Consider the following 12629-nt stretch of genomic DNA (forward strand, 5'->3'; position numbering starts at 1 on the left):
TGGGCAACAGACGTTGGATTTATGCTTTGTTGTTCAATATCAGTTGACCATTTTTATCGATTGGGATCTGCGTGCCTGGATCACGATCCATGCGAATTTTCCCCTGCTGATCGCCAATTTTGTAGGTTACGTCATATCCCAACATTTTCTGTGACTTATCGTAAACAGTTTGGCAACGTTGCTGGGTGGTCGTATAGGTATCACTTTCCTGCATATTACTTTGGACACGATTACCCGCATACCCACCCGCTAAGGCACCCGCAACAGTAGCAATGTCTTTGCCTCGACCGCCACCCACTTGATGACCCAGAACCCCACCCGCCACAGCGCCTAGCACTGAACCGGTAATCTGATTTTCATCCTTCACCGGTTGACGGTGCGTGGTGGTCACATTCCGACATTCCTGCCGAGGCGTTTTAATCGTCTCTTTAATGGGTGTCGCAGTAAGAACTTGTGCATATTGAGGTGCACTGGAGAACACATTCATACCCGCAACAGCGGCAATACCCAAAGCCGCAGCAATACCGACACCCACACCTGCTAACATTGATTTGTTCACAGGAAATCCTCCTGAAAGTGTTACCACGCATCTTCTGCCTCAGAATTTCAACGTAAAATAGAAAATCTGACAACCTCCGGTATGGAAGGATTTACCTCTCAATTTCCGGAATACGGCGTGCGTGACTCGCCGTTTATAAACTCAGTAGAGTCTGCACAATGTGCTTTGACCTAGCAATAAGATAAATGGATGAAACGCTAGGATAGTAGGTGTGAATAGGTATGTTTAGGAAGAATCCGACTGCGTAAATTTGTTACAGCAGAATTTTATGCTAAATATTTAGCATTGTGTGCGGAAATTTTTAGCATTCCGTGCGCGAGTAAATCCTAAAAAAAACCGCCACTATTATTAATAGTAGCGGCTTTTCAGTAAGAGAGTATTCCTCAAAGGCAAAGATGAACTTAGGCGGCTGATAACAAACCGCCATTCTCCGCTCCGAGTCACTCGGGGTGGCGGCACCGATGGCCGCGCCAGTTGCTTACGCGGCTACGGCACATGGCCCCGTCCCTGCAACAGAATCTGTTAGTGGAGTTTTAATCGCGGGCGAATAACCCGATTAATCCCGCCCACCAGCATCATCAAGCCGGTCTTGGTGTAACCATGCAATGCCACCTGATGCATACGATAGAGTGATATATAAACAATACGCGCTACACGCCCTTCGACCATCATAGAACCGCGCATCAGGTTACCCATCAGGCTGCCGACAGTACTGAATTTCGACAGTGAAACCAGTGAGCCGTGGTCTTTATAAATATAAGGTTTCAGCGGCTGGTCATTGAGCAATGCCAGAATATTGCTATAGCAGCGGCTGGCCATTTGATGGGCAGATTGCGCCCGTGGTGGCACAAAACCGCCATTAGGTTGCGGGCAAGAAGCGCAATCGCCAATAGCAAAAATGTTCGGATCACGGGTAGTTTGCAAGGTCGGTTCAACCACCAGCTGATTAATCCGGTTAGTTTCCAACCCGGCGATATCTTTCATAAAGTCTGGTGCTTTGATACCCGCAGCCCATACCATCAAATCGGCATTAATAAATTCGCCATCTTTGGTATTCAAGCCCTTTTCATCAGCGCTGGTTACCATAGTTTTGGTTAATACACGGACACCCAGTTTAATGAGTTCCTGATGGGCTGCGGCTGAAATACGTGGCGGCAATGCGGGCAAAATACGCTCCCCGGCCTCAACCAAGGTGACATTCAGCGCGTGATTGTCTAAGCCCTCAAAACCATAGCTATGCAGCTGTTTCACCGCATTGTGCAGTTCAGCAGACAGCTCAACACCCGTCGCGCCGCCCCCGACAATAGCGATATTTACTTTGCCCTTCTCACCCGGTTGCGCTGAATATTTCAGGAACAAGTTGAGCATTTCATTATGGAAACGATGCGCCTGATGCGGGTTGTCCAGGAAGATGCAATGGTCTTTCACCCCCGGGGTACCAAAATCATTCGACGTGCTGCCCAGTGCCATAACCAAAATGTCATAGGTCAATTCGCGTTGCGTCACCAACACATCGCCATGTTCATCGCAAATTTCTGCCAGACTCAGGGTTTTGGTTTCACGATTAATATTAGTTAACGAACCCAACTGGAAATTAAAATAGTGGTTGCGGGCATGAGCAAGGTAGCTCAATGCATCAACACCATCATCCAGCGAACCGGTTGCAACTTCATGTAACAGTGGCTTCCACAGATGGCTGTGGTTGCGATCCACCAAAACAATGTCGGCTTTTTTGCTGCGGCCCAGTTTATGACCCAGACTGGTTGCCAGCTCAAGACCGCCGGCACCACCACCAATAATAACGATTTTTTTCTTCGGCGTTGTCAAAATGACCCCCTAAATGTGAACCAATTGTTAGCTAAGGGTAAACAAATAATATCCTTAGATAACATAGGGTTCGCTGATATCAATTCAATAAACTGTAGTCAGAATATCATGCAGGGTTATTTGGTCATACCAAAATTGATATATATCAACTTTATTTGATTAAGGTTGCAGCACAGAAATTTTTCTGGAATAAGATTCAAATAGTTAGCGCCAGGTCACAATTTGCAATTTTTCTATTTGATAGGAGATAAAGCGCGATTTTAGCCTTTTGCATCATAAAAATGGCCTGAAAAAAGCAACCGCAGTGCTTTTTCCAAGCCACAGAGTAAAGAATGAGCCGTATAATAATTAACCCGTATTTAACAAAAAAACGCATTAATTACTGGCTGCCAGCTGGCCCTATACTTTTTTCACCTGTCTTCCACTCTCTTACTCTTTTCCACTAACCAAGAGTCTTAAATGCCTTGATCCGCTGAAGATGGGGGGAAAGGTCTTTAAATTTGTGGTTTTGTTTTTCATCCCAGACAATTTCATAATAATGATGCAAATCACTGGCCGTGCGCTGACTATCGAGCATTTCATCATGGCGCGACAGCACCACCAGGCAACGATCGCGGTTTTTCTCACGAAAGTCATTGACGCACTTACTGGCGATATCAATATATTCTTCTGGGCGATCAATTTTACCGCTCATATTATCTTGCGGATAAAGATTTGGGTTAAAAGCGACCTGGCGGATCCCACACAAAAAACCAATACGTTCAGCCCAAAAACCACCTAATCCCACCCCACAAATCAGCGATTTTTCATCACCGCCTTGCTGAATGGCTTTATCGACTTCTTTCAGTAAATACTGCATATCGTGGCGCGGATGCAAGGTGCTGTAACTGATAAAACGCACATCCGGATCAATGAATTGCAGTTGCAGGACTTTCTCGTGATTGCCAGGGCTGGTGGAATCAAAACCATGTAAATAAACGATCATATTTATCCTCGCGACTTAGAACCCAAGTTCAAAATGGCAAATAAAACCGCCCTAATGAGATTGGCTCTTATGAGCATCCCAACGTTCGCTGAGTGCAGTTAATGCCTTATTCGCCTGCTGCCAACGCGATGATGCCATCAACGTCTGACGACTAAACTGCCCCGAATGATACAAGCGCGCCAGTTGGTCTGCTTTGACCGGAGACAGGTTATCTAACACACTTACCGCGCCCTGACGGTTATTACACACCAGAATCATATCGCAGCCCGCATCCAAAGAAGCTTGCCCACGCTCGGCGTAATTCCCCATGATAGCAGCGCCTTCCATTGATAAATCATCTGAGAAAATGATGCCATCGAACCCTAGCTCTTGCCGCAGTATCGTTTGCAGCCAGTAGGCCGAACCACTCGCCGGACGTGCATCAGCTTCAGTATAAATCACGTGCGCGGGCATAATGGCGTCCAATAATCCCCGCGCAATCAGTTCGCGAAATATAACCATATCATGAGTGCGGATTTCTGCCAGTGGCCGATTATCCCTTGGCGTTTCTTTATGTGAATCTGCCGTCACGGCACCGTGCCCAGGGAAGTGCTTGCCGGTGGTTTTCATGCCCGCGCTATGCATCCCGCGAATAAAACACTCGGCCATATTCAGCGCCTGCTGGGGGTCGCTGTGGAATGAGCGCTCACCAATCGCTGCGCTAACATGACCAATATCCAATACTGGCGCAAAACTGATGTCGATATCCATGGCGACCATTTCAGCCGCCATTAACCAACCGGCCTCTTGGGCCAATTGCGCTGCTGTCGCCGCATCATTGATAGCCGCAAACGACTGAGCCGCAGGCAAGCGGGTAAATCCTTCACGAAAACGCTGCACCCGGCCCCCTTCCTGGTCAACGGCCACCACCAACCGCTCATGGGAGGCTGCTCTTATCTGACGAACCAGCTCGCGCAACTGCTCGGCGTCATGAAAATTGCGGCTAAATAAAATCAGACCGCCCACCAGTGGGTGTTTTAGAATTTCACGTTCTTCAGCATCCAGCTCATAGCTGGCAACATCTAGCATTACTGGGCCCACGACAACTCCATTTCATTCCTCCAGATATTTGACGCCGCAGGGTTGCTCACCGCAGCGCCAATTCATTGGGAGGTATTGTTAAAAATCAAAAGGATAAATTAAAACGCTGGCGCAAAGGTGCCGCCCATTGTAAAAACTCGTGACGCCCGGTCTGCTGCCAGCGCACTTCAAACCACATCAACATCAGGTAATCAATCCACGGCAACCATTGCTGTATCTGGCAGGATAAATAGTCAATATCATGATAACCCTGCTCACTGCGACAATAATGCTGTAAAAAAGTCTGTTGCTGTGGCCTAGACCAACCATTACCGCCAAACAATGCGGCGAGTTCGAGGGCAATATCGCCATCCGCCGCATATTCCCAATCAATTAATTTTAGCCCAGTTGACGTTACCAAGAGATTGCCGGGGTGAATATCCATATGTAGAGGTGCCAATTTCACCCGCCGTGGCAGCGCTCGGCGGACAAAGTCATGTTGGCATTGCTGCCAACTTGGTGAGCGGCGTTTGGGGTCAATCATGCCCCAATAGCGGATAAGCTGAGCACGTAAATTCAGTGGGTAGCCGCTGGCAGGTAAATGATGCAGACGGGCTATAAGTTGCGGCAGCTGAGAATTATTCGATAATTCAATAAATTGGTCTTGAGTGACAACGTCACCTTCAAGCCAGTTGACCACCAGCCAGTGCTGATTAGCGGCAATAATCGTTGGCGATAAATGGCAGCCCGCCACATGCCGCAACAGTTTTCGCTCGCGCCGCCGATTCACTCCTAGCTGGGTTTTCTGTGCCGATTGTTCGCGCGCCAGCCAGTCAATATTGGGGCCGGTGGATGAGCGGTAACAAATGCGCCAACTTTCGCCGGTCAAACCCACCACTGGGGTAATATGACAATCGGCGATTTTCACCGCCGAATTTATGCTATTGATTAACGCCAGCAAAGAAGAATTAGCGGTTAACCGGGCCATTACCTGACCAAATGATTTCGCCGGTTTGTACCTGCATCAATTGCATTTCAATGGTCGGCGACTTCACATCTCCCCGCACATCACTGTACAGCACATATTGGGCGCTAACATAACGGGCCAGACCAATAGCTTTACTGCGCGAACCCAGGCTATCTTCTTCTGATAAACCCAGTGTTTGCTTAGCAACAGCCAATTGCTGCGGTGAAATCAACACAAACTTTTTATTGGATGCCAGCACTTTATGCAAGGCTGAGGTGGCTTTTGCCGTGGGTAATGCCCCATTAGTGTTATTTTTAACGCTATCGAGCAACAATATGCTGCCATTCGCCACTTCGTTGCTATTTACCATTTGAGCAACCAAAGGTTCCAAACTGGCGGCCCAGTCCATTGATGGCTGCATTTTAGGTGGTTGCGGCACAGTATCTACCGGTGGAGGTGTCTCAACAACGGGTGGTGTGACCGGTTCAATGGTAACGGGGGGCGTGGTTGGCTCAACCGGTGGACGAGTCATACACCCCGTCAGCACCAGTGCTGCCAGAGCCACAGATAAATACCTTTTCATTGTCCCACTCCACTTGCGATTTGTTATAAGAATAGATAGAGGCGCGCACTGTGCGCATTAAAATTATTATTAACAGATTGGATATCCACATCATCACCTGGCGCAAGGATAATAGAGCGCGGTGCTTCCAGCGGCGGCACATCCAGTCCCTGCTTATCATACCAATAAAAACGATAGTTTATTTTTATTGGTTTATTCTGGCTATTGGTGACAACCGAACGAGCAATATTATTGCCCCCTGAGGAGGAAATAGCCGGCTGGGATGCCAAAATCCCCGCCGTCAGTACCGACGAGTCCATTACCACGGTTTGCTGCTGATTAACCGCAATCCCTTTTGGGCTACTGCACCCCAGCAATGTCACTATGCTCGCGAACACCATTACCGGTAAAAACGCCTTCGAACAGCGCATAAGCGCTTACCTCAAATCGTTATGTGGCTATAAATCGTTATGTGCCGATAAATATTTATCTAGCTTTAAATAGTTATGTGACTATTTATGCGCCAGTAAAGCACCCAAATCGCGACCACCGACTAAATGCATATGGATATGGTAAACCACCTGCCCGGCATGACGATTGCAATTGATAATGAGACGATAGCCGTCCTCTGCGATGCCTTCCTGCTCAGCAAGTTTTGCCGCCACAGTTATCATTCGGCCCAGTGTTGCTTCGTGTTCAGCAGTGACGTCATTCACTGTAGGAATCAGAATGTTGGGAACGATTAAAATATGGGTTGGTGCCTGCGGCGCAATATCACGAAACGCGGTCACCAGTTCATCCTGGTAAACCACGTCGGCAGGAATTTCACGGCGGATAATTTTACTGAAAATCGTTTCTTCGGCCATAACGCATTTCCTTGAAAAGGATAACAATGGGAATACGTAGTATGAGCGACAATTTCTATTGATTTCAACCTCAATCATTAGCCACGGGCATAAGCTGCTGCTTTTTCAAACAAAGCTTGTTCCGGGCGAATCCCCGTATACAGCACAAATTGCTCAACCGCCTGAATAGCAAAGACTTCAGCACCCGTAATGACTGTTTTACCTTGCGTTTTGGCATAACTTATCAATGGGGTGATCGCGGGCAATGCCACCACATCAAAAATAACCTCAGCCTGACTCACCGCCGCTTCAGTAAAGGCCATGCTATCGGCAGCTTTACCGCCAGACATGCCCACAGGAGTGGCATTGATTAACATGTCAGCCTTTATACCGTGCATATCGGGTTGATACTGATAACCAGATTGATCAGCTAATTGCTTACCGGTTTTTTCATTCGTCGCGACAATAAACCCCTGCTTAAAACCGGCATTTTTTAGTGCAAATGCCACTGCTTTGGCCATACCACCACTGCCACGCAGGGCAAAAACCTTATCGGTCGGGACGCGATACGCCTGTAACAATTTGGCGATGGCAATATAGTCCGTGTTATAGGCTTTCAGATAACCATCAGTATTAACCAAGGTGTTAACCGAATTAATTGCAGCGGCTGATGAATCCAACTCATCCACCAGGGGAATAACAGCCTCTTTAAAGGGCATAGAAATGGCGCAACCACGGAACCCCAGCGCCTTGACGCCACCAATTGCCGCGGCCAGGTCGGTGGTGGTGAATGCCTTATACAAGTAATCAAGATCCAAGGCGTCGTACAAATAATTATGAAAACGCGTGCCAAAATTGCTGGGTCTGGCCGCCAGAGAAATGCACACTTGGGTATCTTTGTTTAAGTAGCGGGTCATATTTTCACCTTTAATCATCATGTTACTTTGCCAGCTACCGCCTTGCTGCCTACGCGGTAAGCCGCCAACACTTGTCGAGAGGAAAATTATCGGCTAAAAAGATGATATGAAAAACTGCTGACTTTCAGCCAACTGAGTTCCTCTTTTATGACCAGCCGCCGTCTTGAACAACAATATTTGCGCTTACTGAATCTGGTCGGTGTGCAATCGATTGAAATTACACTGCAGGAATTGGCGGATAAACTCAGCTGCACCAAGCGCCACATGCGGACTTTACTCGTTCAGATGCAACAAGCTGGCTGGTTAACCTGGCAAGCAGAAGCGGGTCGTGGCCGCCGGTCACATTTACAACTATTGCGGAACACTCATCAATTATTGATTGAAAAAGCGGAACAGTTGCTAGACGCCGGTGATTTCAATGGCGCTATTGCATTGTTGGGTAAGGATAAACAGCTCATTACCCCTTTGCTGCGGGCCAAGTTAGGGTATCGGGTTCGTGATGACTACCAAGCCTTACGTATTCCTTACTACCGCAGCATGCCAAATCTTTATCCCGGCACCCCACTTCGCCGCTCTGAGCTGCACTTAGTCCGACAAATATTTAACGGGCTGACACGGATTAATGAAGAAAATGGCGAAGCGACCCCTGATTTAGCGCACCGCTGGCGTAATCTTAGCCCCCTACACTGGCGTTTTTATTTACGTCCAGGAGTGCAGTTTCATGATGGGCGCGAGCTTTCCAGCCGTGACGTCGTCAGTTCATTAACCCGCAGTGCCACCTCGCCCCTGTTTGCACATATCCAACAGGTCGAGCAGCATGGCGCACTCAGCATTGATATCAAACTTAGCCACCCAGACCCTCAGCTCCCCTTACTGCTGGCCCATCACCGCGCCCTTATCTTGCCAGAAGACCATGCCTCACAGCCGGATTTTGCCTCTCACCCCGTGGGCACTGGGCCTTATCGGGTAGCTGAAAATGATGACTGGCATTTGCAACTGAAATCCTTTGACCATTATTTTGGCTTTCGTGGTCTGCTGGATGAAGTCGAGGTGCTCATCTTCCCTGATCTGGCGCGCCAGCAAGAGCGCCTCCCTGCTGATTCACCGGCGGTGCTATCAGAACAACTGAATATGGCCAATATCCAAAGCGCCACCTGGCTGAGCTCCAGTATTAGTGATATTGATTATGTTGCTGGTTTCGCCGCCAGTCTGACGGGTAAACCCTCCGACTCAACACAGGAAATGTTTCTCGAACGCGGCGGATATTTTTTGCTCTGTGATAGCCGCTCGCCCCACTGGCACAACATTAAGCAGCGGCGCTGGCTGCGAGAAACACTCAATCCTTATAATCTTATCCAACGTCTCATTGAACCCATTCGCCCTTTTTGGGTACCTGCCAGCAGTGTATTACCCACATGGTTTCACATGATTGATTCAGGCGATAAATGCCCCCCTTTCCCTGCAAGAGCAGAGCTGGCGGTTCATAACATGCCAGTATTAACCATGGCTTATCATAGCCAGCACCCTGAATACACAATGCTAATCGCTGAAATAACACATATTTTGGCCATGCAGGGCATTAAATTAGATGCTATTGAGTTGGATTACGCAACCTGGGCCAGCGGTGCTGCCAATGTGGATTTATGGTTGGGGACGGTGAATTTTTCGGTTCCGGAAGCATGGAATGTCGGTGCCTGGTTATTGGGTTCCCCACTGCTGCACCACTCCATTACTGGCGGTGACCAAGCCAAATTACAGGCCTATTTACACCAGTGGCGTAGCCAATCCCTTGATAGTGAACAATTAATCAGAAAAGTAATTGGCAGTGGTTGGTTACAGCCATTATTCCACCACTGGATGCGCCTAAAAGCCCCCGAGCAAGCCCAAGGGGTACACTTAAATAATCTGGGCTGGTTTGATTTCCAAACCACCTGGCTGGAGCCAGAATAACAATGGCTGATATTAACCCGCTAGAATCAATTGAGAATAAACATTAATATCGCAGAAAATAGTGAGTTATTTTATATAGATACTTAATTTAGAACAGGCAATAACATAACTTACTTTCCTTAATGGACTAAACCAAGAAATCAACCTTAACATCTCGCTGATGATCGCCCTGATCCGCTCACGGGGGTTGGGTAAATGCTTTTTAAACTGGCCTGGAAGTTTTTAGATTTAAATGCTAAATGGCGAGAGTCGGTAAAATAGTGTCCCGCCCCAGCCGCAATAATACCGCCACCCTACCCCGTGTTCTGTTTTTGCCGGGGCATTTGGAATCAATGTAAAAACCACAAAAAAAGGGAGGCTTTCGCCTCCCTTTTGCACTCCCCGAACCTGAATTAATGGTTACGAATATATTCGTCCATATCTGTTTTCAAGTTATCAGATTTAGTCCCGAAGATGGCTTGAACACCGGAGCCTGCAACAACCACGCCCGCAGCACCCAGTTTCTTCAGACCCGCTTGGTCAACCTTGGTGATATCCGCCACGCTGACACGCAGACGGGTAATACAAGCATCCAAGTTAGTGATGTTTTCTTTACCGCCGAATGCATTGACCAGTGCCGCAGACATTTCTGTGCCGCCCTGTACAGTCTGCTCGGTAGCATTGTCTTCACGACCCGGTGTTTTCAGATTCAGTTTGGAAATCAACACACGGAAGATGGTGTAGTACACCAGACCGTAGCAGATACCTACCAGAGGGAACAGCCAGATACGGCTACTGTTGCCACTCAATACCACGAAGTCAATCAAGCCGTGGGAGAAGCTGGTACCGTCACGCATGCCCAACAGAATACAGATTGGGAAGGCCAACCCTGCCAAGATTGCATGAATAACATACAAAATTGGTGCCACGAACATGAAGGAGAATTCGATTGGCTCGGTAATACCGGTCAGGAATGAGGTCAGTGCTGCGGAGATCATGATCCCGCCCACTTTTGCCCGGTTTTCAGGTTTAGCTGAATGCCAGATGGCAATCGCTGCTGCTGGTAAACCGTACATTTTAAACAGGAATCCACCAGACAGTTTACCCGCAGTTGGGTCACCCGCCATATAACGTGGAATGTCACCGTGGAATACCTGGCCCGCAGCATTGGTGTATTCACCAATTTGCATTTGGAATGGTACGTTCCAGATATGGTGCAGACCGAATGGAACCAACGCACGTTCAACAACGCCGTAGATACCAAAGGCTACAACAGAGTTCTGGTAAGCTGCCCATTGAGAGAATGTCTGGATAGCCGTGCCGATAGGTGGCCAGATGAAGGCCAGAATCACACCCACGAAGATCGCGGTGAAACCAGAAATAATCGGAACGAAACGTTTACCCGCAAAGAAGCCCAGATAGTCAGGTAACTGAATACGGTAGAAGCGGTTAAACATGTAGGCGGCTATGGCACCAGCAATAATCCCGCCCAGTACCCCAGTATCAGCCAAATGCTTAGCAGCAATTTCTTCTGCTGGCAGATGCAAGACCAGTGGCGCGACAACCGCCATGGTTTTTACCATGATGCCGTAAGCAACAACTGCCGCTAACGCCGATACACCGTCGTTATTGGTAAAGCCAAGTGCAACGCCAATAGCAAAAATCAATGCCATATTAGCAAAAACGGAACCGCCCGCTTCTGCCATCACGTGAGAGACTACCGAAGGTAGCCAGCTAAAATTCGCGGAACCGACACCCAGCAGAATACCTGCGATGGGTAAAACGGATACCGGTAGCATTAGCGATTTACCGACCTTTTGCAGGTTTGCAAATGCGTTCTTAAACATAGTTGAGTGAGCTCCTGAGTAATAGTACTTTTCTGCTTTTTCTCGCGTTTTTTGGCATTACAAAGTGGGGAGTAAGCCTTTGCGAATAAGGGTGTCTAAAGCACCCCTTTAATTTTTACGAAGAGTAAAATAAATAGCCTGCTTAATGTTTGATGGCAGTCACGTTTCTTTCAAGAAGGCGCTTATAATGTTCCAAAACGCGTACTTTTTGTAAAAAAACGTCAATAAATTCTACTCTCACCCAATAATTCGGGTGAGAACAGTACTCGTTTCGGCGATTAATTACGAGCTTAAAAAAAAGTATTATTAAGGAAGTGGCTGCGATTCATTGGCGAGGGTAGAGGACTCCAGATGAAACAATCGGCAGAAGTTATCGGTGGTGGCTTGCGCCAGGGATTCAAGACTCACCCCTTTCAGCACAGCCATATACTCTGCAACATCACGAACATAGGCGGGTTGGTTCTCTTTACCGCGATGAGGGACGGGGGCTAAATAAGGTGAATCAGTTTCCACTAACAATCTATCCAGCGGCACATAACGGGCAACATCTCGCAGTTGCTCAGCATTACGGAAGGTGAGAATGCCAGAGAAAGAGATATAAAAACCGAGATCCAGCAATGTCTCTGCGGTCGCTTTGTCTTCAGTAAAGCAATGTAAAACACCGCCACAATCTTGCGCCTGTTCCTCACGCAAAATTGCCAAGGTGTCTTCACGGGCATCACGGGTATGCACGATAACCGGTTTATTGAGCTGGCGGCCAATGCGGATATGTTCACGAAAAGAAGCTTGTTGCAGTGGGATATTGTCTTGCTGATAAAAATAATCGAGCCCGGTTTCCCCCATCGCCACCACATTATTTGCCGCGGCTAAACTGGCAAGCTGTTGAAAATCATAGCCGCCATCCAGATTTAGCGGATGAACACCACAGGAAAACGCCACATTTTTTCGCTCCCCTATCAGGGCTGTCATCGCCGAAAAACCCGGCAAGGTGGTGGCTACCGCCAGCACAAAACCAACATCGCGCGCCTTAGCTTTGGCTAATACATCGTCAACACTGCTGTGCAATGTCTGGTAATCAAGGCTATCAAGGTGGCAGTGGGAATCTACTAACAACATAATATTAAACTCTTTC

Annotated in this window: 12 protein-coding genes; 1 reads left to right on the forward strand and 11 read right to left on the reverse strand. The window is 47.9% G+C overall.

Annotated features, from left to right (window positions below; all coding sequences use genetic code 11):
- Positions 1–19: 19 nt before the first annotated feature.
- From YROHD0001_RS15590 to YROHD0001_RS15550, 9 genes are all read right to left on the reverse strand, one after another.
- A complete protein-coding gene (locus YROHD0001_RS15590; RefSeq protein ID WP_032815949.1) occupies positions 20–559 on the reverse strand; it encodes a glycine zipper 2TM domain-containing protein in 540 nt (179 codons plus the stop codon).
- Between the two features lie 522 nt (positions 560–1081).
- A complete protein-coding gene (locus YROHD0001_RS15585; RefSeq protein ID WP_004713204.1) occupies positions 1082–2386 on the reverse strand; it encodes an NAD(P)/FAD-dependent oxidoreductase in 1305 nt (434 codons plus the stop codon).
- Between the two features lie 442 nt (positions 2387–2828).
- Positions 2829–3371, reverse strand: a complete 543-nt coding sequence (gene ycfP / locus YROHD0001_RS15580; RefSeq protein WP_004713205.1) for an alpha/beta hydrolase YcfP — start codon at positions 3369–3371, stop codon at positions 2829–2831.
- Positions 3372–3422: 51 nt separating this feature from the next.
- A complete protein-coding gene (nagZ, locus tag YROHD0001_RS15575) occupies positions 3423–4451 on the reverse strand; it encodes a beta-N-acetylhexosaminidase (protein ID WP_004713207.1) in 1029 nt (342 codons plus the stop codon).
- 85 nt (positions 4452–4536) lie between these two features.
- On the reverse strand, positions 4537–5418 hold the full coding sequence (gene thiK, locus YROHD0001_RS15570; protein ID WP_042542283.1) for a thiamine kinase: 882 nt from the start codon (positions 5416–5418) through the stop codon (positions 4537–4539).
- A complete protein-coding gene (gene lpoB, locus YROHD0001_RS15565; RefSeq protein ID WP_032815951.1) occupies positions 5399–5980 on the reverse strand; it encodes a penicillin-binding protein activator LpoB in 582 nt (193 codons plus the stop codon). Before lpoB ends, thiK begins: the two co-directional genes overlap by 20 nt.
- A gap of 23 nt (positions 5981–6003) precedes the next feature.
- Positions 6004–6390: a YcfL family putative periplasmic lipoprotein gene (locus YROHD0001_RS15560; RefSeq protein ID WP_032815952.1), complete on the reverse strand. Its 387-nt coding sequence runs from the start codon at positions 6388–6390 to the stop codon at positions 6004–6006.
- 81 nt (positions 6391–6471) lie between these two features.
- Positions 6472–6825, reverse strand: coding sequence for a purine nucleoside phosphoramidase (hinT, locus tag YROHD0001_RS15555; protein ID WP_004713212.1), 354 nt, complete (start codon positions 6823–6825; stop codon positions 6472–6474).
- A 77-nt stretch (positions 6826–6902) separates the two neighbouring features.
- A complete protein-coding gene (locus YROHD0001_RS15550; RefSeq protein WP_032816051.1) occupies positions 6903–7721 on the reverse strand; it encodes a shikimate 5-dehydrogenase in 819 nt (272 codons plus the stop codon).
- 147 nt (positions 7722–7868) lie between these two features.
- On the opposite strand from YROHD0001_RS15550, the gene YROHD0001_RS15545 reads away from it, so the two are divergent.
- Positions 7869–9671, forward strand: a complete 1803-nt coding sequence (locus YROHD0001_RS15545; RefSeq protein ID WP_004713214.1) for an SgrR family transcriptional regulator — start codon at positions 7869–7871, stop codon at positions 9669–9671.
- A 392-nt stretch (positions 9672–10063) separates the two neighbouring features.
- On the opposite strand, the gene ptsG is transcribed toward YROHD0001_RS15545, so the two are convergent.
- Both ptsG and YROHD0001_RS15535 read right to left on the reverse strand, forming a co-directional pair.
- Positions 10064–11497 (reverse strand): PTS glucose transporter subunit IIBC, encoded by a 1434-nt coding sequence (gene ptsG / locus YROHD0001_RS15540; protein ID WP_004713215.1) that lies wholly within the window; start codon positions 11495–11497, stop codon positions 10064–10066.
- 306 nt (positions 11498–11803) lie between these two features.
- The gene (locus YROHD0001_RS15535; RefSeq protein WP_004713216.1) at positions 11804–12613 is read right to left on the reverse strand and encodes a metal-dependent hydrolase; all 810 of its coding nucleotides are present in this window, start codon (positions 12611–12613) and stop codon (positions 11804–11806) included.
- Positions 12614–12629: the final 16 nt, after the last annotated feature.

The organism is Yersinia rohdei ATCC 43380, assembly GCF_000173775.1.
Classification (GTDB): Bacteria; Pseudomonadota; Gammaproteobacteria; order Enterobacterales; family Enterobacteriaceae; genus Yersinia; species Yersinia rohdei.